This window comes from Pseudomonas sp. NFACC25 (assembly GCF_900100935.1).
In the GTDB taxonomy this organism is placed as follows: Bacteria; Pseudomonadota; Gammaproteobacteria; order Pseudomonadales; family Pseudomonadaceae; genus Aquipseudomonas; species Aquipseudomonas marginalis.
The window spans coordinates 1-20,388 of sequence record NZ_FMUC01000021.1 but is presented as its reverse complement, the minus strand read 5'-3'; the positions used below and the strand labels follow the sequence as shown (position 1 = coordinate 20,388).

At 61.4% G+C, this 20,388-nt stretch carries 25 protein-coding genes; 23 read left to right on the top strand and 2 right to left on the bottom strand.

Annotation, left to right across the window (positions count from 1 at the left end; genetic code table 11):
- Window positions 1–31 precede the first annotated feature (31 nt).
- The 20 genes from BLQ09_RS29000 to BLQ09_RS28905 all read left to right on the top strand — a co-directional run bounded on the left by BLQ09_RS29000 (window position 32) and on the right by BLQ09_RS28905 (window position 17,567).
- On the top strand, window positions 32–562 hold the full coding sequence (locus tag BLQ09_RS29000; protein ID WP_027607804.1) for a YceD family protein: 531 nt from the start codon (window positions 32–34) through the stop codon (window positions 560–562).
- Between the two features lie 13 nt (window positions 563–575).
- On the top strand, window positions 576–758 hold the full coding sequence (gene rpmF / locus BLQ09_RS28995) for a 50S ribosomal protein L32 (RefSeq protein ID WP_008152339.1): 183 nt from the start codon (window positions 576–578) through the stop codon (window positions 756–758).
- 4 nt (window positions 759–762) lie between these two features.
- Complete coding sequence (gene plsX / locus BLQ09_RS28990) at window positions 763–1,773, top strand: phosphate acyltransferase PlsX (RefSeq protein ID WP_074847485.1); 1,011 nt, start codon at window positions 763–765, stop codon at window positions 1,771–1,773.
- Between the two features lie 125 nt (window positions 1,774–1,898).
- Window positions 1,899–2,837: an ACP S-malonyltransferase gene (gene fabD, locus BLQ09_RS28985; RefSeq protein ID WP_092359486.1), complete on the top strand. Its 939-nt coding sequence runs from the start codon at window positions 1,899–1,901 to the stop codon at window positions 2,835–2,837.
- A 24-nt stretch (window positions 2,838–2,861) separates the two neighbouring features.
- Window positions 2,862–3,605: a 3-oxoacyl-ACP reductase FabG gene (gene fabG / locus BLQ09_RS28980; protein WP_065926164.1), complete on the top strand. Its 744-nt coding sequence runs from the start codon at window positions 2,862–2,864 to the stop codon at window positions 3,603–3,605.
- A 191-nt stretch (window positions 3,606–3,796) separates the two neighbouring features.
- Window positions 3,797–4,033: an acyl carrier protein gene (gene acpP / locus BLQ09_RS28975; RefSeq protein ID WP_003442511.1), complete on the top strand. Its 237-nt coding sequence runs from the start codon at window positions 3,797–3,799 to the stop codon at window positions 4,031–4,033.
- 127 nt (window positions 4,034–4,160) lie between these two features.
- On the top strand, window positions 4,161–5,405 hold the full coding sequence (fabF, locus tag BLQ09_RS28970) for a beta-ketoacyl-ACP synthase II (protein WP_027607808.1): 1,245 nt from the start codon (window positions 4,161–4,163) through the stop codon (window positions 5,403–5,405).
- Complete coding sequence (gene pabC / locus BLQ09_RS28965; RefSeq protein WP_027607809.1) at window positions 5,405–6,220, top strand: aminodeoxychorismate lyase; 816 nt, start codon at window positions 5,405–5,407, stop codon at window positions 6,218–6,220. Before fabF ends, pabC begins: the two co-directional genes overlap by 1 nt.
- A 1-nt stretch (window position 6,221) precedes the next feature.
- Window positions 6,222–7,343 carry an endolytic transglycosylase MltG gene (gene mltG, locus BLQ09_RS28960; protein WP_092359484.1) on the top strand — a complete coding sequence of 374 codons (1,122 nt, stop codon included), beginning with the start codon at window positions 6,222–6,224 and terminating at the stop codon, window positions 7,341–7,343.
- Window positions 7,344–7,362: 19 nt separating this feature from the next.
- Window positions 7,363–7,995 carry a dTMP kinase gene (tmk, locus tag BLQ09_RS28955; RefSeq protein WP_027607811.1) on the top strand — a complete coding sequence of 211 codons (633 nt, stop codon included), beginning with the start codon at window positions 7,363–7,365 and terminating at the stop codon, window positions 7,993–7,995.
- A complete protein-coding gene (locus BLQ09_RS28950) occupies window positions 7,988–8,977 on the top strand; it encodes a DNA polymerase III subunit delta' (protein WP_092359482.1) in 990 nt (329 codons plus the stop codon). Before tmk ends, BLQ09_RS28950 begins: the two co-directional genes overlap by 8 nt.
- Before the next feature lie 63 nt (window positions 8,978–9,040).
- A complete protein-coding gene (locus tag BLQ09_RS28945; protein WP_092359480.1) occupies window positions 9,041–9,826 on the top strand; it encodes a TatD family hydrolase in 786 nt (261 codons plus the stop codon).
- 444 nt (window positions 9,827–10,270) lie between these two features.
- Entirely contained in the window at window positions 10,271–10,939 is a 669-nt protein-coding gene (locus tag BLQ09_RS28940; protein ID WP_027607814.1) for a TetR/AcrR family transcriptional regulator, read from the top strand.
- 114 nt (window positions 10,940–11,053) lie between these two features.
- The gene (locus BLQ09_RS28935; protein WP_027607815.1) at window positions 11,054–12,022 is read left to right on the top strand and encodes a GTP 3',8-cyclase MoaA; all 969 of its coding nucleotides are present in this window, start codon (window positions 11,054–11,056) and stop codon (window positions 12,020–12,022) included.
- A 144-nt stretch (window positions 12,023–12,166) separates the two neighbouring features.
- Entirely contained in the window at window positions 12,167–12,772 is a 606-nt protein-coding gene (locus tag BLQ09_RS28930; protein WP_027607816.1) for a DUF4823 domain-containing protein, read from the top strand.
- Between the two features lie 16 nt (window positions 12,773–12,788).
- Window positions 12,789–13,349: a DUF1285 domain-containing protein gene (locus tag BLQ09_RS28925; protein WP_027607817.1), complete on the top strand. Its 561-nt coding sequence runs from the start codon at window positions 12,789–12,791 to the stop codon at window positions 13,347–13,349.
- A 70-nt stretch (window positions 13,350–13,419) separates the two neighbouring features.
- The gene (locus BLQ09_RS28920) at window positions 13,420–14,133 is read left to right on the top strand and encodes a GntR family transcriptional regulator (RefSeq protein WP_092359478.1); all 714 of its coding nucleotides are present in this window, start codon (window positions 13,420–13,422) and stop codon (window positions 14,131–14,133) included.
- On the top strand, window positions 14,130–15,131 hold the full coding sequence (locus BLQ09_RS28915) for an ADP-ribosylglycohydrolase family protein (protein ID WP_027607819.1): 1,002 nt from the start codon (window positions 14,130–14,132) through the stop codon (window positions 15,129–15,131). The genes BLQ09_RS28920 and BLQ09_RS28915 overlap by 4 nt, the downstream gene beginning before the upstream one ends.
- Window positions 15,132–15,190: 59 nt before the next feature.
- Window positions 15,191–16,657: a purine-cytosine permease family protein gene (locus tag BLQ09_RS28910; protein ID WP_092359476.1), complete on the top strand. Its 1,467-nt coding sequence runs from the start codon at window positions 15,191–15,193 to the stop codon at window positions 16,655–16,657.
- On the top strand, window positions 16,650–17,567 hold the full coding sequence (locus tag BLQ09_RS28905) for a PfkB family carbohydrate kinase (protein WP_092359474.1): 918 nt from the start codon (window positions 16,650–16,652) through the stop codon (window positions 17,565–17,567). The genes BLQ09_RS28910 and BLQ09_RS28905 overlap by 8 nt, the downstream gene beginning before the upstream one ends.
- Window positions 17,568–17,629: 62 nt before the next feature.
- Here BLQ09_RS28905 and BLQ09_RS28900 read toward each other — a convergent pair whose 3' ends face one another.
- Complete coding sequence (locus BLQ09_RS28900) at window positions 17,630–17,896, bottom strand: hypothetical protein (RefSeq protein WP_027607822.1); 267 nt, start codon at window positions 17,894–17,896, stop codon at window positions 17,630–17,632.
- Window positions 17,897–17,947: 51 nt separating this feature from the next.
- Entirely contained in the window at window positions 17,948–18,280 is a 333-nt protein-coding gene (locus BLQ09_RS28895; protein ID WP_027607823.1) for a hypothetical protein, read from the bottom strand.
- 198 nt (window positions 18,281–18,478) lie between these two features.
- Between BLQ09_RS28895 and BLQ09_RS28890 the strand changes: the two genes are divergently transcribed.
- The 3 genes from BLQ09_RS28890 to BLQ09_RS28880 all read left to right on the top strand — a co-directional run.
- A complete protein-coding gene (locus BLQ09_RS28890; RefSeq protein WP_027607824.1) occupies window positions 18,479–18,958 on the top strand; it encodes a GNAT family N-acetyltransferase in 480 nt (159 codons plus the stop codon).
- A 173-nt stretch (window positions 18,959–19,131) separates the two neighbouring features.
- Complete coding sequence (locus BLQ09_RS28885; RefSeq protein WP_092359472.1) at window positions 19,132–19,953, top strand: SDR family oxidoreductase; 822 nt, start codon at window positions 19,132–19,134, stop codon at window positions 19,951–19,953.
- A gap of 37 nt (window positions 19,954–19,990) precedes the next feature.
- The coding region (locus BLQ09_RS28880; protein WP_139202144.1) for a substrate-binding domain-containing protein at window positions 19,991–20,388 on the top strand (398 nt) is incomplete at its 3' end.

The following is a 20,388-nucleotide window of genomic DNA, read 5'->3' as shown; positions in this document are numbered from 1 at the left end:
TGGCTGGGGGCATCCCTATAATGCTGCGCCTATGTTGAATGACCCGATTCCACCTCACGTTGACCCGCGCAAATTGGCTGATCGTGGCACTTCCCTTCAAGGTGAGTTGCTGCTGGCCGATTTGGAGAGACTCTGCGACCCGCTTTCCGACACTGTCGGTACGGTGCAGGCCAAATTCGTTTTTGAACGAGATGAACGTAAATCTGTGGTAATTCACAGTTTTATCGACACCGAGGTCAAAATGGTTTGCCAGCGTTGTCTTGAGCTGGTCACCCTGCCGATTCACAGCGAGTGCAGTTATGCTGTGGTAAAGGAGGGTGCGAATACCCAGTCGTTGCCGAAAGGTTATGACGTGCTGGAACTGGGCGAAGATCCTTTGGATCTGCATGCACTGATCGAGGAGGAGCTTCTGCTCGCCTTGCCCATTGTGCCTGCTCATCATCCGGAAGAATGCCAGCAGCCGGCGGGTCTCGATGACGAGTCCGAACCGAGCGAGGACGAGGTAACGCGGTCCAACCCGTTCAGTGTATTGGCGCAGTTAAAGCGTGACCCAAACGTTTAGGAGTTAATCAATTATGGCTGTTCAGCAGAACAAAAAATCCCGCTCTGCCCGTGACATGCGTCGTTCCCACGACGCCCTGACGGCAAGCACTCTGTCTGTAGAAAAAACCACCGGTGAAATTCACCTGCGTCACCACGTATCGCCAGAAGGCGTATACCGTGGCCGTAAAGTGATCGACAAGGGCGCTGACGAGTAATCACTTGTCTGCTCAAGTCATCGCGATTGACGCAATGGGCGGGGACTTCGGTCCCCGCAGCATTGTTCAGGCCTGCATTGCCAGCCTGTCTGCCACGCCCTCGCTGCACCTGACCCTCGTCGGTCAACCCTCCCTCCTTGAAGAACTGATTGCCAGCCATCCGGCGGTGGATCGCGCGCGCCTGACGATTACGCCAGCCAGCGAAACCATCACCATGGATGAGAAACCGGCGACGGCCCTGCGCGGCAAGCCTGACTCTTCGATGCGGGTGGCCTTGGAGCTGCTGCGTGATGGCAAGGTGCAAGCCTGTGTCAGTGCCGGCAACACCGGCGCACTGATGGCGTTGTCGCGGCATGTGCTCAAGACGCTGCCTGGCATTGATCGGCCGGCAATGGTGGCGGCGATTCCGACGCAGAAGGGCTATTGCCAGTTGCTGGACCTGGGGGCGAACGTCGATTGCAGTGCCGAGCACCTGTTCCAGTTTGCCGTGATGGGCTCGGTGGCCGCCGAAGCGCTGGGCGTGGCCCGGCCGCGGGTGGCCTTGCTGAATATCGGCACCGAAGACATCAAGGGCAACCAGCAGGTCAAGCTTGCCGCCACCTTGCTGCAAGGTGCGCGAGGCCTGAACTACATCGGCTTTGTCGAGGGTGATGGGTTGTACCGGGGCGAGGCGGATGTGGTGGTGTGCGACGGTTTTGTCGGCAATATCCTGCTCAAGTCCAGCGAAGGCCTGGCGACCATGATCGCCTCGCGTATCGAGGCCTTGTTCAGGCGTAACCTGGTATCGCGTCTGGTGGGCGCCCTGGCGCTGCCGTTGATGCGTCGCCTGCAGGCCGACCTGGCCCCGGCGCGGCATAATGGTGCGAGCTTCCTGGGGTTGCAGGGCATCGTGGTGAAAAGCCACGGTTCGGCCGGGGTCGAAGGCTTCCAGAGTGCGATTGCGCGGGCGGTGATCGAGATCCAGGAAAACTTGCCGCAACGCTTGCACGGCCGTCTCGAGGACCTGTTGCCTTAGGCGAATCGGCCGGGGAATGCTTAAATGTGACCGGCCAGTTCAATTGACCATCCAATCTGTCAGTTTCGTGCGCTCCCACCGAGGAGCGACCATTTCCGACGACCAGATCATTAGGGGCTTGTTACATGTCTACATCCCTCGCATTCGTCTTTCCAGGGCAGGGTTCGCAGTCCCTCGGCATGTTGGCCGAGCTGGGCGCGCAATACCCGCTGATCCTGGACACGTTCAAGGAAGCTTCCGAGGCCCTGGGTTACGACCTGTGGGCGCTGACCCAGCAGGGGCCGGAAGAGCAGCTCAATCAAACCGATAAAACCCAGCCAGCCATCCTGACCGCTTCGATCTCCCTGTGGCGCTTGTGGTTGGCCGAAGGCGGTGCGCGTCCGGCGTTCGTGGCCGGTCATAGCCTGGGCGAATACAGCGCCCTGGTGGCGGCGGGCAGCCTGACCCTTGCTGAAGCGGTCAAGTTGGTCGAGCGTCGTGGCCAGCTGATGCAGGAAGCCGTTCCGGCCGGGCAGGGCGGCATGGCCGCTATCCTGGGGCTGGACGATGCTGTGGTGATCGAAGCCTGTGCCGAAGCGGCCCAGGGCGAAGTGGTCAGCGCGGTAAACTTCAACTCCCCAGGCCAGGTGGTGATCGCCGGCGCCAGGGCGGCCGTCGAGCGTGCCATCGAAGGCTGCAAGGCGCGCGGTGCCAAGCGTGCATTGCCGTTGCCGGTGAGCGTGCCGTCGCACTGCGAGCTGATGCGCCCGGCTGCCGAGCGTTTTGCCGAGTCCATCGCCGCCATCAACTGGCAGGCGCCACAGATTCCGCTGGTGCAGAACGTCAGCGCGGCCGTGGCCGCCGACCTCGACACCCTCAAGCGCGACCTGCTGGAGCAACTCTACAAGCCTGTGCGCTGGGTCGAGTCGGTCCAGACCCTGGCCGCCAATGGCGCCACCGAGCTGGTCGAGTGCGGCCCGGGCAAAGTCCTGGCTGGCCTGAACAAGCGCTGCGCCGACGGCGTGTCGACTGCCAACCTCAATACCCCGGATGCCTTCGCTGCCGCTCGTGCGGCGCTGGCCTGATCCCCGAACTTAGGAGAAGCCTGCATGAGTCTGCAAGGTAAAGTTGCACTGGTTACCGGCGCGAGCCGTGGCATTGGCCAGGCCATCGCCCTGGAACTGGGCCGTCAGGGCGCCGTCGTGATCGGCACCGCCACTTCCGCCTCGGGCGCCGAGCGTATCGCCGCGACCCTGAAGGAAAACGGCGTTCAAGGCACCGGCCTTGAGCTGAACGTGACCAGCGATGAGTCCGTGGCTGCCGTACTGGCCGAGATCACCGCCCAGTTCGGTGCACCGGCGATTCTGGTGAACAACGCCGGTATCACCCGCGATAACCTGATGATGCGCATGAAAGACGACGAATGGTACGACGTGGTCGATACCAACCTGAACAGTCTGTTTCGCCTGTCCAAGGGTGTTTTGCGCGGCATGACCAAGGCCCGTTGGGGTCGAATTATCAATATTGGCTCCGTAGTGGGTGCCATGGGCAACGCAGGCCAAGTAAACTATGCAGCCGCCAAGGCCGGCCTGGAAGGTTTCAGCCGTGCATTGGCGCGAGAAGTCGGTTCGCGGTCGATTACGGTCAACTCGGTGGCCCCAGGGTTCATCGACACCGATATGACCCGCGAACTGCCGGAAGCACAGCGTGAAGGCTTGCTGACGCAGATTCCGCTGGGCCGTCTGGGCCAGGCTCAAGAGATCGCGAATGTGGTCGCTTTCCTGGCATCCGACGGTGCGGCATACGTGACTGGGGCTACAATCCCGGTGAACGGCGGGATGTACATGAGCTAAATTGTGACGGATCGCTTCAAAAAAATGTCATACGAGCTGTCTAAAATCCGTTATAAAGCTGCAACTTAATTTATAGGCAGGTGGCAAACCGGGTACAGGGTGAAGCTTTCAGTTGAAAAGCTGAAAAGGCTTTCTATACACTTACCCACTGGCCAGCTGCCTGAATTTGTCCATTAGGAGTTAAACAAGGTATGAGCACCATCGAAGAGCGCGTCAAGAAAATCGTTGCCGAGCAACTGGGCGTCAAAGAAGAAGAAGTGGTCAACACTGCTTCCTTCGTAGAAGACCTGGGTGCCGATTCCCTTGACACCGTTGAGCTGGTGATGGCTCTGGAAGAGGAATTCGAGACCGAAATCCCGGACGAAGAAGCTGAAAAAATCACTACTGTTCAAGCTGCTATCGACTACGTTACGAACCACCAGGCGTAATAGTTTGTAGTCGTCGCCTGCTGTTAGGGAAAAACCGCACTGCTGTAACGGCGTGCGGTTTTTTCTTTAGCGCTGATGAAAAGTAAGCTCTGAAGCAAAGTGTCGTCATTAGAAAAAGGAGAGTGCTGTGTCGCGTAGACGCGTCGTAGTCACCGGTATGGGTATGTTGTCGCCACTGGGTACGGATGTGCCGAGCAGTTGGCAGGGCATTCTGGCTGGCCGCAGTGGTATTGGTCTGATCGAACACACGGACCTTTCTGCCTATTCCACCCGTTTTGGCGGCTCGGTAAAGGGGTTCAATGTCGAGGAATATCTCTCGATCAAAGAGTCCCGCAAGCTCGACCTGTTCATTCAATACGGCCTGGCAGCCGGTTTTCAGGCAGTGCGTAACGCTGGCCTGGAAGTGACCGACGCCAACCGTGAGCGCATCGGCGTGGCCATGGGTTCGGGTATTGGCGGTTTGACCAATATCGAAGAAACCAGCCGCACGCTGCATGATTCCGGCCCTCGTCGAATTTCACCGTTCTTCGTGCCTGGCTCGATCATCAATATGATTTCCGGTTTCCTGTCCATCCACTTGGGGGCGCAGGGGCCTAACTACGCGATTGCCACCGCGTGCACCACGGGTACCCACTGCATCGGCATGGCGGCGCGTAACATCGCCTATGACGAAGCCGACGTGATGATCGCCGGTGGTGCTGAAATGGCCGCCTGTGGCCTGGGAATGGGCGGCTTTGGCGCCTCCCGTGCCCTGTCGACCCGCAATGACGAGCCGACCCGTGCCAGCCGTCCGTGGGACAAGGGCCGTGACGGCTTTGTACTGGCCGACGGCGCCGGTGCCCTGGTGCTCGAAGAGTTGGAGCACGCCAAGGCGCGTGGTGCCACCATCTATGCCGAGTTGATCGGTTTTGGCATGAGTGGCGACGCCTATCACATGACCTCGCCACCGTCCGACGGTGCCGGCGCTGCGCGGTGCATCACCAATGCCTTGCGCGATGCCAAGGTCAACACGGACCAAGTGCAGTACATCAATGCCCATGGCACCTCGACCCCGACGGGCGACCTGGCGGAAGCCGAAGCCATCAAGTCGGTGTTCGGCGAGCACGCCTACACGCTGGCGGTCAGCTCCACCAAGTCCATGACCGGCCACCTCTTGGGTGCGGCGGGCGCGGTAGAAGCGATCTTCAGCGTGATGGCCATCAAGGACCAGGTCGCTCCGCCGACCATCAACCTCGATGAGCCGGACGAAGGCTGCGACCTGAACTTCGTGCCGCATGAGCCGCAACAGATGCCGATCGACGTTGCGATCTCCAACTCGTTCGGCTTCGGTGGCACCAACGGTTCCCTGGTGTTCCGCCGGTTCGCCGAGTGATGCACAGCTGGGTCGACGGTCAGCCAGCGGACAGCGTGCCCCTGAAAGATCGCGGCCTGGCGTACGGTGATGGCCTGTTCGAGACCATCGCCGTCAAGGCCGGGCAGCCCGTGCTGCTTGACCGTCACCTGCAGCGCCTGGATGAGGGCTGCAGGCGCCTCGCTTTCGTTGTGGATCAGACGTTGGTCCGCAGCGAAGTGCAGGCCTATGCCGCCGCTCTCGGCGACGGTGTCCTCAAGCTGATCCTCACCCGCGGCGACAGCCTGCGCGGTTATGGCATCAACCCCGAGGCCCCGGTGCGTCGTATCTTGCAGGGCAGTCCGCCTGCGACCTATCCCCAGGCCCATGGAACCGACGGTGTTCGTCTGTTTGCATGTGCCACCCGCCTGGCCGAGCAGCCGTTGCTGGCCGGTCTCAAGCACCTCAATCGCCTCGAGCAGGTGATCGCCCGTGCCGAATGGCAGGATGCCGAACATGCCGAAGGGTTGATGCTGGATGTGTCCGGGCGTGTCATCGAAGGCGTATTCAGCAACCTGTTCCTGGTAAGTAATGGCTTGTTACTAACCGCCGATCTGAATCGTTGCGGCGTTGCAGGCGTCATGCGCGCCGAGATTCTGGCTCAGGCGAGCGCCTTGGGCATCCCGGTGGCCGTGGCTGACATCAGCCTTGAGCACTTGCGGGAGGCTGACGAAGTCTTTGTGTGCAACAGCGTTTATGGCATTTGGCCGGTGCGTGGGTGCGCTGCGATGAGCTGGTCGGTTGGGCCGCTCACCCGTAAACTGCAGGGCATTGTTCGCGCGCTATTGGATATTTGAGTTGATACGAAAACTGGTTGTACTGCTGCTGATCGGTCTGTTCTCGGCGGCTTTGCTGTTGGGGTTTTCCGCGTGGAAATATGACGCTGCCTTGAAGCAGCCGTTGAATCTGACCCAGGAGCAATTGCTCGATGTGCCGGCAGGGGCCACCCCCACTGGCACCTTCAATCGTCTGGAGGCGGATGGCGTGCTCGACGGCGCGTTCTGGTTGCGCCTGTATTGGCGTTTCAACCTGGACGGCCAACCGCTGCACAGCGGTGAATACCGCATGACCCCGGGCATGACCGCCGAAGGCCTGATCGGCCTGTGGCAGCACGGCGAGGTGGTGCAATACAGCCTGACGCTGGTGGAGGGCTGGAATTTCCGCCAGGTGCGTTCGGCCCTGGCCAAGCATGAAAAGATCGTGCAGACCCTGGCGGGCCTGAGTGACAGCGAAGTGATGGACAAGCTCGGCCATCCTGGCGTGTTCCCCGAAGGTCGGTTCTTCCCGGATACCTACCGCTTCGTGCGCGGCATGACCGATGTCGAGTTCCTGAAGAAAGCCTATAACCGCCTGGATGATGTCCTCGCCCAGGAGTGGAGCAAGCGTGCTGCCGACGTGCCCTATACCGACCCCTATCAAGCCTTGATCATGGCCTCCCTGGTGGAGAAAGAGACCGGTGTGCCGGAAGAGCGCGGGCAGATTGCCGGTGTGTTCGTACGCCGCCTGAAGATCGGCATGCTGCTGCAGACCGACCCCACCGTGATCTACGGCCTGGGCGAGCGCTACAACGGCAAGTTGACCCGTGCGCACCTCAAGGAAGCCAACCCTTATAACACCTACATGGTGGCCGGCCTGCCGCCGACACCCATCGCCATGGTCGGCCGCGAGGCGATCCATGCCGCCTTGAACCCGGTGCCGGGCAGCAGCCTGTATTTCGTCGCCCGTGGCGACGGCAGCCATATTTTCTCCGATGACCTGGGTGCGCATAATGCTGCTGTGCGTGAGTTCCAGCTCAAGCGCCGTGCCGATTACCGCTCAAGCCCGGCACCGCTGGTAAAACCGCCGGAAGACCTGGCGCCGCCTGCTGATGCTCCCGGCGAGCCCGCGCCGGATGCCGCCGCGCCGCAAAGCCCGCAATGACTCTGACTAAGGACTGCCTGTGACTGGCTTGTTTATTACCCTGGAAGGCCCGGAAGGCGCCGGCAAAAGCACCAACCGCGATTACCTGGCCGGCCGCTTGCGGGCTGAAGGTGTCGAGGTGGTGTTGACCCGTGAGCCCGGCGGTACACCCCTGGCCGAGCGCATCCGTGACGTGTTGCTGGCCCCAGGCGAAGAACAGATGAACCCGGACACCGAGCTGCTGCTGGTGTTCGCTGCCCGTGCCCAGCACCTGGCCGAGGTGATTCGTCCGGCCCTGGCCCGCGGTGCCGTGGTGATCTGCGACCGTTTTACCGATTCCACGTATGCCTACCAGGGCGGTGGCCGGGGTTTGTCCCTGGCGCGTATCGCCACCTTGGAAACCTTTGTGCAGGGTGATCTACGTCCCGACCTGACCCTGTTGTTCGACCTGCCGGTGGCAGTGGGCATGGCCCGCGCCAGCGCCCGTGGGCGTCTCGACCGTTTCGAACTGGAAGGCCAGGGGTTTTTCGATGCTGTGCGCAGCGCGTTTCTCAAGCGCGCCCAGGCTGAACCGGCGCGCTACCACCTGCTGGACGCGGCCCAGCCGTTGACGCAGGTGCAGCAGGCCATCGACGCCCTGTTACCCAAGCTGTTGGAGCGCGCCCGTGGCTGAAGCCTACCCGTGGCAGGACAGTCTCTGGCAGCAGTTGGCCGGCCGTGCCCAGCACGCCCACGCCTATCTGCTGCACGGGCCGATCGGGATTGGTAAGCGCGATCTGGCTGAGCGACTCATGGCCAGCTTGCTGTGCCAGCGCCCGGTCAACCTTGAAGCCTGCGGCGCGTGCAAATCCTGCCTGTTGCTCAAGGCCGGCAGCCACCCGGACAACTACCTGCTTGAACCCGAGGAAGCCGACAAGGCGATCAAGGTCGACCAGGTGCGTGACCTCGTCAGTTTCGTGGTGCAGACCGCGCAGATGGGCGGGCGCAAGGTGGTGCTGATCGAGCCGGTGGAGGCCATGAACGTCAACTCTGCCAACGCCTTGCTCAAGAGCCTGGAAGAACCCTCCGGCGACACGGTGCTGTTGCTGGTGAGCCACCAGTCCAGCCGCTTGTTGCCGACCATTCGCAGCCGCTGCGTACAGCAGGCCTGCCCGTTGCCCAGTGAAGCCATGAGCCTGCAATGGCTGGCGAAGGCGCTGCCGGATTGCTCCGCAGAGGAGCGGATCGAGTTGCTGACCCTGGCGGCCGGTTCCCCGCTGGCGGCCGTCAAGCTGCAAGCCCAAGGCGTACGTGAGCAACGCGCCCTGGTTGTGGATGGGGTGAAAAAACTGCTCAAGCAAGAGCTGTCCGCCACCCAGTTGGCTGAAAGCGCCTGGAAGGACATTCCCTTGCTGCTGCTGTTCGACTGGTTCTGTGACTGGTCGAGCCTGATCCTGCGCTACCAGTTGACCCAGGACGAAAACGGCCTGGGCCTGCCGGATATGCGCAAGGTGGTGCAATACCTCGCGCAGAAAAGTGCCCAGGACAAGGTGCTGGCTATCCAGGACTGGATCCTCGCCCAGCGCCAGAAGGTGCTCGGCAAGGCCAACCTCAACCGCGTGCTGTTGCTTGAAGCGCTGCTGGTGCAGTGGGTCGGCTTGCTCGGCCGGCGTTAATTTCCGTGGCCGACGGATGTATCGTTGGCCAGACACTTTCCGTGACCTAAGTCGTAATTTCCTATGCTTGTAGATTCCCATTGCCACCTTGATCGCCTTGACCTCGCCCAGCACGGCGGCTCCCTGGATGCTGCCCTCGACGCTGCACGCCAGCGTGGGGTAGGGCATTTCCTGTGCATTGGCGTCAGCGCCGACAATGCTGCCGACGTCAAAGCCCTGGCCGAGCGTTATGCCGATGTGGATTGCTCGGTGGGTATCCACCCGCTGGATCTCAAGCCTGGCGAAGCCCCGGCCCTCGACTGGCTGCTGGGCGAACTCAATCACCCGCGGGTGGTGGCCATTGGCGAAACCGGCCTGGACTACCATTACGAGCCGGAAGCCGCCGAGTTGCAGCAGGCCTCGTTTCGCCTGCATTTACAGGCCGCCGGGCAAACCGGCAAGCCGGTGATCGTCCACACCCGTGGCGCCCGTGCCGACACCCTGACCCTGTTGCGCGAAGCCGCGTTGCCCCAGGCCGGCGTGTTGCATTGCTTTACCGAGGATTGGGACATGGCCAGGGCCGCACTTGACCTGGGGTTCTATATTTCCCTGTCGGGCATTGTCACTTTCCGCAATGCCGATGCCCTGCGCGACGTGGCGCGCCAGGTGCCAGCCGACCGCCTGCTGGTGGAAACCGACTCGCCGTACCTGGCGCCGATTCCCCATCGTGGCAAACCGAACCTGCCTGAATATGTACGGGATGTGGCGGATTACCTGGCGATGCTGCGCGGTGAGTCCTATGAGCACTTTGCCGAGCAGACCACCGAGAACTTCAAGCGCCTGTTCCCGCTGGCCCACGTTGCTGCATGACACGACTGAATCGCAGGCAAAAAAAACCCGGGTTCTGGGGGGTGAATCCGGGTTAAGACCATTAGGAGTAAAACAAGGGCACACAGTCCGTCGGTACCCAGGTCGGCGCTTCACTTGGGGGAGATGTCACGCCGACAGTTCAAGTATTGATCAGTATCTGATTCAGTCCAGTCGCGACTGATCGTTTTTTAAACAGATTTGGAATACATGCGCTTCGCTTGAGTTCTCATTGGGCAGTGCACGGGTGCAGTTGTTGCGTATTATTTCTGACTGGTAGACATGAAAACGTTGGCGCCTTGAAAGTAAAGTGCAGGACGGGTTCACATAGACGTTGCCCAACGACCGTTCAGTCGGGATAATCCCTCGCACTGGGTAAATCGTATCGCCATGTATTCGTGGCCCTGCGCAGCCCTCCCTATTCCGACCTTTGCAGACCTCTTCCTCATGCACAAAGAACCCCGTAAGGTCCGTGAGTTTCGCCGCCGTGAGCAGGAAATTCTCGACACCGCACTCAAGTTGTTCCTCGAACAAGGCGAAGACAGCGTCACCGTCGAGATGATCGCGGATGCCGTGGGTATCGGCAAAGGCACGATCTACAAGCACTTCAAGTCCAAGGCCGAGATCTACCTGCGCCTGATGCTCGACTACGAGCGCGACTTGAACGAGCTGCTGCATTCGGCCGATGTCGACAAGGACAAGGAAGCGCTGTCCCGCGCCTACTTCGAGTTCCGCATGCGTGACCCGCAGCGCTACCGCCTGTTCGACCGCCTGGAAGAGAAGGTGGTCAAGGGCCATCAAGTGCCGGAGATGGTCGAGGAGTTGCACAAGATTCGCGCCTCGAACTTCGAGCGCCTGACCCTGCTGATCAAGGGCCGCATCAGCGAAGGCAAGCTTGAAGACGTACCGCCGTACTTCCACTACTGCGCCGCCTGGGCCTTGGTGCACGGCGCCGTGGCGCTGTACCACTCACCGTTCTGGAGCAATGTGCTGGAAGACCAGGAAGGTTTCTTCCAGTTCCTGATGGACATCGGTGTGCGCATGGGCAACAAGCGTAAGCACAGCTCCGAGCCGGCACTGGTTGAAGCGGCCCCCGTCGAAACCCCGGCCACGTAATGATTTGCTGCCAGGCGCAGTAACCCAGGAATATACTCAGGCAAGGATCTTGCTAAAAGCTGATTTATCAGTCAGCTTTTAGCGCGCCCGAATCATCCTCTGCCGGAGTGATCCATGATCGTTGATCGTCAAGGCAGGCGTTTTCGCAATTTGCGGATCAGCCTGACCTCAGCCTGCAACTACGCGTGTACCTACTGCGTGCCGAACGGCAAGCGGCTGGTGGCTGCCCAGGACGAACTCTCGGCCGAGGCCATGGCCCGTGGCGTGGCCTACCTGATCGAGGCGGCGGGCATCGACCGCTTGCGTATCACCGGCGGCGAACCGCTGGTCAGCCCCAAGCTGGAAGCCTTCATGGGCGCGGTGGGCGGCATGGGCCTCAGCGACATCAGCCTGACCACCAACGGCCAGTTGCTGGCGCGCAAACTGCCGCTGCTGGTGGATGCGGGGATTCGGCGCATCAATGTTTCCCTCGACACCCTGGATGCCGATGCCTTTCGCAGCATCGCCCGTGGCGGCGACCTGGCGACCGTGCTCGATGGCATGGACCAGGCGCGTGCCGCCGGGATCAAGATCAAGGTCAACATGGTGCCGTTGCGCGGCCAGAACCTCGACCAGGTGATGCCGCTGCTCGATTACTGCCTGGAGCGTGGCTACGAGCTGCGTTTTATCGAGTTGATGCGCATGGGCCACCTGGCCAAGGACTCCAATGCATTCCTGCAGCAGTTCGTCAGCCTGCAACAACTGCTCGGCCTGATCGGCGAACACCACGAATACCTGCAAGCCAACGCTCCCGTGGATGCCACGGCGGTACGCTACGAGGTGCCGGGCAAAGGCTTCTTCGGCGTGATCGCCAACGAAAGCGTGCCGTTCTGCCGTACCTGTTCACGGCTGCGCTTGTCGTCGACCGGCTGGCTGCATGGCTGCCTGTCGTCGAGCAACCGTCACTATGTCGGCGACCTGTTGGACAAGCCTCGCCACCAGGCGTTGCCGGCCCTGCAAGGCCTGCTGATGAAGGCCTTGGGCGACAAGCAGGAAGTGGCCTTCTCCGGCGGCGCGACGGTCATGAAGATCATCGGCGGATAATGCTTTCCCAAGATTAAACATCATCCAATGTGGGAGGGCGCAAGCCCCCTCCCACATTTAGTTCTGCGTTGTTTCCAAATGGCGCGGATTCTGCATCTCGTGCCCATTCGCCGGTTTTCCGTCACCGGCTTCTGGAGGATTAGGATGCGTAGTCTGGTTTTGTTGCTGGCGTCGTTGACGCTGAGTGGTTGCATGACCGTCAGCGATATGGCCGAAGGCACCCGTTATCAGATGAGCGACGCCGGGTTGCTGGACCACAGCGACACTCGTCGGACTGCCTCGGTGCGCATACAGCCGGATTCCTTTGTCTTTATCGCCCAGGGTGCGTTCGTACCCCCCGGCAGCGCCTACCCGCGGCCGAATGTGGTGGCGGAGGAAGCCTTCAACGGTTTCGTCGAATACTTCCCCATGGTGCGTCGTGCTCGTCAGCCGGAAGGCCTGGAGCAGGCGATGGCCGAAGCCCGTGCGGCGGGTGCCCATTATCTGCTGTACTGCCGCTTCGCCAAGGCCGATGACCGTATCGGCAACGCCGACGAATGGGCTGATCAAGAGGCGCTGGACCGGCTTGGCCTGGACAACGGGGTAATCCAGATCATGTTGATCGAGACCAGCACCCAGTATTTGATTGATACTGCACGTATTCGCAGTCGTGGCGGTTTACTGACGTTCCACGACAACAAGCCAGAAGACCTGATTGCCCGCCCCTTGGCGCAGTACGCCCGAGGCCTGCTGGGAATGGGCGATCAGTAACACCGAGGAGAACACCATGACCGATTCCGCCAAGACCAACGATCTGTTGGCTCAGTTGCCCAAGGGCAAGGGACCGGCGCCGGTGCATCTGTGGAACCCGGATTTCTGCGGCAACATCGACATGCGCATCGCCCGTGACGGCACCTGGTTCTACCAGGGCACGCCGATCGGGCGTAAGCCGATGGTCAAATTGTTCTCTACTATCATCCGCCGCGATGGCGATGATTACTTCCTGATCACCCCGGTGGAAAAAGTCGGTATCACCGTCGATGATGCGCCCTTTGTCGCGGTTACCCTCGACGTCGAAGGGCAGGGCGAAAGCCAGGTGCTGCGCTTCACCACCAACGTCGACGAACAGGTTGCAGCCGATATCGAGCATCCACTGCGGGTGGTGATCGACCCCGTCACCCAGGAACCGTCCCCCTATCTGCGGGTGCGTACCAACCTCGAAGCCCTGGTGCATCGCAATGTGTTCTACCAATTGGTGGAGTTGGCAGTGAGCCGCCCGATCAATGGTCAGAACTGGCTTGGCGTATGGAGCGGCGGCGAGTTTTTCCGTATTGGCCTGGAGCCGTGAGGCCGGTTTTTTCATCTCCCTGAAATAATTCCCTTGCTGCAAATGGCCGCTTTCGGTTATCAATTTGTACATGATTAGACATGTCCGATTTGATAAGAAAAAACGCGTCGTCGACGAGCTCATCCGCCGTATCGAGGGAGGGGGGATGGCCGATGGTTTCCTGTTGCCGGGCGAGCATCAACTGGCTGAAGAGTTTGCGGTCAGCCGGGGCACGCTGCGTGAAGCCCTCGCCGAACTCAAAAGGCGCAATTACATCGCGACCCAGAGCGGCGTGGGCTCCATCGTCACATTTGATGGCATGGCGCTGGATCAAACCAGCGGTTGGGCCCAGGCCCTGGCGGACACCGGGGCCCTGGTGACCACCGATATCCTGCGCCTGGAAGCGGTGACGCGCGCCGATCTGTTCAGTCGCTTCGGCACCGACCAATTTATCGCCCTCGACCGCCGTCGCCGCACGACTGATGGCACGGCCGTTTCCCTTGAGCGCTCGCTGATGCCCGCGTCCGGTGGCCTGGAAAGCCTGCCGCGCGTTGGGCTGATCGATAATTCCCTGACCATCACCCTGGCAGCCTACGGTTACGTCGGTGCCGAAGGTGACCAGTGGATCGGCGCCGAGCCCCTCAGCGATGAAGACGCCGAGCTGCTTGGCCGCCCGGTGGGCACGGTGTTCCTCAAGGCCTCCCGCACCACCTACGATCGCCGCGAGCGCTTCATGGAGTACGTCGAAAGCCTGCTCGACCCTCTGCACTTTCGCCTGCACCTGCAGTTTGGATCTTCGAAATGACCCCCAATACCCGCGCCCTCGGCGCTTTCTACGGCCTGGCGTTGGGCGATGCCCTGGGCATGCCCACCCAATCCCTGAGCCGTGAGCAAGTGCAACAGCGCTTCGGTGCCATTACCGGCCTGGAAGATGCCGACGCCGACCAACCCATCGCGCCCAATATGCCGGCGGGCTCCATCACCGATGACACCGAGCAAGCGATCCTGGTGGGTGAACTGCTGGTCGAGGGCCAAGGCAAGATCGACCCCGCCGTGCTCGCCCGGCGCCTGATCGATTGGGAAGCGGTGATGCGCGCCAAAGGTTCCCAGGATCTGCTCGGCCCGTCGACCAAGCGTGCAATCGACATGATCCTCAACGGCCATACCCCGGAAGAATCCGGGCGCTACGGCACCACCAATGGCGCCGCCATGCGCATCACGCCCGTGGGGATCGCCGCCGATGTCAGCGACCCGGCGCGATTTATCCAGGCGGTGATCCAGGCCTGCCAGGTCACCCACAACACCACCCTGGGCATCTCCAGCGCCGCGGCAGTGGCGGCGGTGGTGTCCGCAGGCATCAACGGTGTGGACTTGGGTGAGGCCTTGAATATCGGCACCCAGGTGGCTCAACAGGCGGAAGGCCATGGCCATTGGATTGCCGGCGGGCGCATCTCCACCCGTATCAGTTGGGCGCGCACCCTGAGCGTCGGCAGCGGCGACACAGCCCTGTTCGCCGACCTGCTGTATGAATTGATCGGCACCTCCGTCGCCTCCCAGGAGTCGGTGGTGGTGTCGTTTGCCCTCGCCCAGCAAGTGGCGGTGGGGGCCATGAACGCGTTCGAAGCCCTGTGCCTGGCTGCCAGCCTGGGCGGCGATACCGACACGATTGCCGCGATGCTCGGCGCGATGCTCGGTGCCTGCCTCGGCCTGCCGTGCTGGCCCGAATCGATGATCGAACAGGTCAAGCAGGTCAACGGCCTCGATCTGCAGCCGCTGGTTCAAGGCTTGCTCGCATTGCGCTGAGTCAGGAAGACCGCGTATCCGCCACAACCACAACAATACAGGCACCAGGAGCACCACTCATGAGCAGCACTTCTTCCGGCCAAAGCGCCGGGCAATTGGAAACCCGCGGTATTGAACCGGTCCCTGAGGGCGAGTGCAACGGCCATCCACTGCAACTGTTCTGGGTGTGGTTCGCCGCCAATATCAGCATCCTCGGCCTGCCCCTCGGCGCCACCCTCGTGGCGTTTCGCGGCCTGGCCATCTGGCAGGCGATCATCGTCGCGATCCTCGGCGCTGCCGGCTCGTTCGCCGTGGTGGGCATCATCTCCATCGCCGGCCGTCGCGGCCGTGCCCCCAGCCTGACCTTGTCCCGCGCCATCTTCGGCGTGCGCGGCAATATCGGCCCGACGCTGGTGTCGTTGATGTCGCGCCTGGGCTGGGAAACCGTCAACACCACCACCGCCGCCTTCGTGCTGCTGTCGTTGTGTTCGATTCTGTTCGGCTCTGCGGTGGAAGCGAAAAGCGCACCGGTCCTCACCCTGATCTTCATCGGCATTTTCGTGTTGCTGACCTTGGCCGTTTCGGGCCTCGGCCACGCCACCTTGCTGGTGATCCAGAAGTGGGCCACCTACGTGTTCGGCGCGTTGAATATCCTGGTGGGCGGTTTCCTCTGTGCCACCATCGACTGGAGCGCGGTGTTCAACGCCACCCCGGCTCCCCTGAGCGCGATGATCATCGGCGTCGGTACCATGGCCGCCGGTACCGGTATCGGCTGGGCCAACGCCGGTGCCGACATGTCGCGCTACCAGCACCGCAGCGTCACGGCCGCGCGCCTGGTGGCGTCGGCGGCATTTGGTGCAGGCATTCCGCTGGTGTTGCTGATTACCCTTGGCGGCCTGCTGTCGGTCGGCAACAACGACCTGGCCGCGGCCACTGACCCGATCATCGCGATCCGCGACATGCTGCCCACCTGGATGGCGGTGCCGTACCTGATCACTGCGTTTGGCGGGCTGCTGCTGTCGAACAACCTGTCAGTGTATTCGGCCGGCCTGACCACCTTGACCCTTGGCCTGAAGGTCAAGCGCGTGCATGCGGTGATCGTCGACATCGTGGCGATCTTCGCCGGCTCCATCTACTTCATGCTGATCGCCGACAGTTTCTACGGCCCGTTCATCACCTTCATCTCGTTGCTGGCGGTGCCGATCACCGCGTGGGTGGGGATCTTCGTGGTCGACCTGATCCATCGTCACTACTACAGCCCCAAGGACCTGCTGGACGTGAGCCCGAGCAGCGCCTACTGGTATCGCGGCGGTGTGGAATGGCGTGCCTTCGGCGCCTGGGCCGTGGCCATCGTGCTGGGTTTCAGCTTCACCACCATCGGCACCACTGCCGAGAACATCTGGTTCGCCGGGCCGTTGTCCGACTCCTGGCTGGGCCACAATGGCCTGGGCTGGATCGTCACTTTCCTGGTTGCCGGTGGGATTTATGCGGTACTGGGCGGCGCGGCTGACCGTCGTCCGGCGTTGGTAGAGAGTGCTAATGTCTAGATTGCTGCACACCGGCCAGGTCATCGTCGACCTGGTCATGGCCCTCGACACCTTGCCCGCGACCGGCGGCGACGTGCTGGCAAAGTCCGCCAGCTTCGAAGCTGGCGGGGGCTTCAATGTGATGGCGGCGGCGCGGCGCAATGGCTTGCCGGTGGTCTATCTGGGCCGTCACGGCACTGGTCGCTTCGGCGACCTGGCCCGCGCGGCGATGCAGGCCGAGGGCATTGAAATGGCCCTGGCAGCCAGCAGCGCAAAGGACACTGGCTTGTGTGTGTCCTTGACCGAAGCCACCACCGAGCGCACGTTCATTTCCCATATCGGCGTCGAGGGTGAACTCAGCCAGGAGGATTTGACCACCGTCGCAGCGCGTGTCGACGACTACGTCTATGTCAGTGGCTACAGCCTGCTCCTGGAAGGTAAGGCCCAGGCGCTGATCGACTGGCTGCTGGCACTGCCCCGGGAAGTCGTGGTGGTGTTCGATCCGGGGCCGCTGGTCAAAGCGCCGGATTCGGCCTTGATGGGTGCGCTGTTGCCACGTATCGATATCTGGACCAGCAATGGTCCTGAAGCCTTGGCGTTTACCGGCGCGGCGGACATCGCTGCCGCGTTGCCGGCGCTCAGCCAGCACCTGCGCGCCGAGACGCTATTGGTGGTGCGTGACGGACCGAATGGCTGCTGGGTGGGGCGTGCGGGTCAGATCGAGCATGTGCCCGGCTTCAAGGTACAGGCGGTCGACAGCAATGGCGCGGGGGATGCGCATGCGGGGGTGTTTATTGCGGGTTTGGCGGATGGTTTGAAACCTGCTGAGGCGGCGCGGCGGGCGAATGCAGCGGCGGCCCTGGCGGTGACGCGTTGGGGGCCGGCAACTTCCCCGGGCACCGCCGAAGTCGACGCATTACTTACGGACTGAAGATAGGCCCAAGCATGTGAGAGGAAGGTTTACTCCCTCCCACATTGGGTTTTGCATGAGGGCTACTGGCGCGTTTCACCTTCGAGCTTGCGCGCTTCATCCACACCTGACGCCGTCAACTTGATCGGCAGATTCAGCGAGTATTCACCGGCGTCGTCGGTGGTCACATGCCCATCCTTGATCAACCCGCGGTCCTGCAGAAATGCCAACGCACTGGCGACCACTTTCTCTCCGCGGTAGTTATCCAGCACCTCCTTGCCCAGCCCCTGGGGATGAGCGTGCAGCAGGCGGGTGAGGACTTCTTTTTCAAGGTCTTTATCGACGTTCATGCGTACCTCTTCATTGGGGAATGATCGGGTGTTGCGATTGTGTGTGAAGCGTTAAGGCGCAGGCTGTTTCGGCGCGCCCGGCAGGTTCGAGTCATCGCCTTTATTGATCTTCGGCTCATTCACCGAAGGACCCATTTTGCCGTTGCCGACGGCAGCGGGAGCCTGGCGTTGGGTATCGTGGCCCTGGGTATGCGGGTCGGCACCATTGGTGTTATCGATGACCGCGCCGCCGTTGGTGTCCAGGCCGGTGCCCATGGATTTCTGCGATTCCGTGGTGGCGTCCGGGTTGGTAGGACCGGTGGACGACGTGGCAGCGAAACCACTCAGCGAAACCGAAGACAACAGGCCGGCAAATGCGAGGGCGGCAAACTTGGAATGCTTCATGAGGGTGTCTCCATATGATTGATGTCCTTACCCTCTATTGGTCAGTTGTGCCTTGATGATCGTGCCTGGGTGGCGACGAACGGTGCCGTGGCACCTGTAAGATTTTGTGTGTCGGCTGCCGGGTTCCCCATAAATTGCACTGCAATCAGTCATCAAAGCGCCTTAGTATGTGTGCTTTGAAATTGCCAAGGCTCGCCCATGACCATCGAGATTCGCCCCGCCGTGCCCAGCGATGCTGCGCAGATCCTGACTTTCATCACCGAACTCGCCGAGTACGAGAAAGCCCGGCATGAAGTGATCGCCAGCGTGGTGGACATCCAGCGCAGCCTGTTCAGCGAGGGCGCCACGGCCCATGGCCTGATCTGCTCGCGGGATGGTTTGCCGATTGGGTTTGCGGTGTTCTTTTTCAGCTATTCCACGTGGCTGGGCAGCAACTGCCTGTACCTGGAAGACCTGTACATCAACCCGGAACAGCGTGGCGGCGGGGCGGGCAAGAAGCTGTTGCGTCATTTGGCGAAGATTGCCTTTGATAACGGTTGCGCGCGCTTCGAGTGGAGCGTGCTGGACTGGAACGAGCCGGCGATTGCCTTTTACAAATCCATCGGTGCCCAGCCGCAGGAGGAGTGGGTGCGTTATCGCATGGAAGGTGATGCGCTGCGGGACTTCGCCCTCGGCTGAAGCCACCGTTTTGAAAGCACTGTAGATCAAATGTGGGAGGCGGCTTGCTCCCACATTATTTTTTGATTTTGCTCACTATATGGGATGCAAATTTATATATTGAGATATTTCAAATGATGGGTTTATAGTCGTCTGCATCAGCACTCACTGCCAAAAATAAAACAGGTGACGCGATGCAGGCCCAACCGTTGTCATTACCCGCCGTGCCCGAGCCAACCTACGGCGAGCGCCTGAAGAACAAGGTGGTGATCATCACCGGCGCCGCCCAGGGCATTGGTGAGGCGATCGTCGCGTGTTTCCAGGCCCAGCAGGCGCGCCTGGTGATCGCGGATATACAGGGCGACAAGGTCGAGAAAGTCGCCGCCCACTGGCGCGAATGCGGCGCCGAGATCTACGCCCAACCCGTCGATATCACCTGCAAAGCGCAATGGCTGGCGTTGGTCAATGTGGCCATTGAGCGCTTCGGCCGGGTGGATGTGCTGGTCAACTGCGCCGGGGTCAACGTGTTCCGCGACCCGCTGGAGATGAGCGACGAAGACTGGCGCCGTTGCTTCGCCATCGACCTCGACGGCGCCTGGTACGGCTGCCGCACGGTGTTGCCGCACATGATCGAGCAGGGCATCGGCAACATCATCAATATCGCCTCCACCCATTCCAGCCACATCATTCCCGGCTGTTTCCCTTATCCCGTGGCCAAGCATGGCCTGCTCGGGCTCACCCGCGCCCTGGGTATCGAATACGCGCCCAAGGGCATCCGCGTGAATGCCATCGCCCCGGGTTATATCGAGACCCAGCTCAACGTCGATTACTGGAACGGTTTCCCCGACCCCCACGCCGAGCGCCAGCGCGCGTTCGACCTGCACCCGCCCAAGCGCATCGGCCAGCCCGTCGAGGTGGCGATGACGGCGCTGTTCCTGGCCACCGACGAGGCGCCCTTTATCAATGCCACCTGCCTGATGATCGATGGCGGGCGGTCGGTGATGTACCACGACTAGAACTTGCCACTCCCAATAACAACAAGAGGTGCCGTTCATGAAAAAAGCAATACGCGTACTGGCAGCTGCCGCCGTGCTCAGCGGCCTCAGTACTTTCGCATTTGCCGAGGAAGTGAAGATCGGTTTCCTGGTCAAGCAGGCCGAGGAACCGTGGTTCCAGACCGAATGGGCCTTTGCCGAAAAAGCCGGCAAGGAACATGGCTTTACCGTGATCAAGATCGCCGTGCCCGATGGCGAGAAAACCCTCTCGGCCATCGACAGCCTGGCCGCCAACGGCGCCAAGGGCTTTGTGATCTGCCCGCCGGACGTGTCCCTGGGCCCGGCCATCGTCGCCAAGGCCAAGGCCAACGGCTTGAAAGTGATTGCCGTGGATGACCGCTTTGTCGATGCCAAGGGCAACTTCATGGAGGACGTGCCGTACCTGGGCATGGCCGC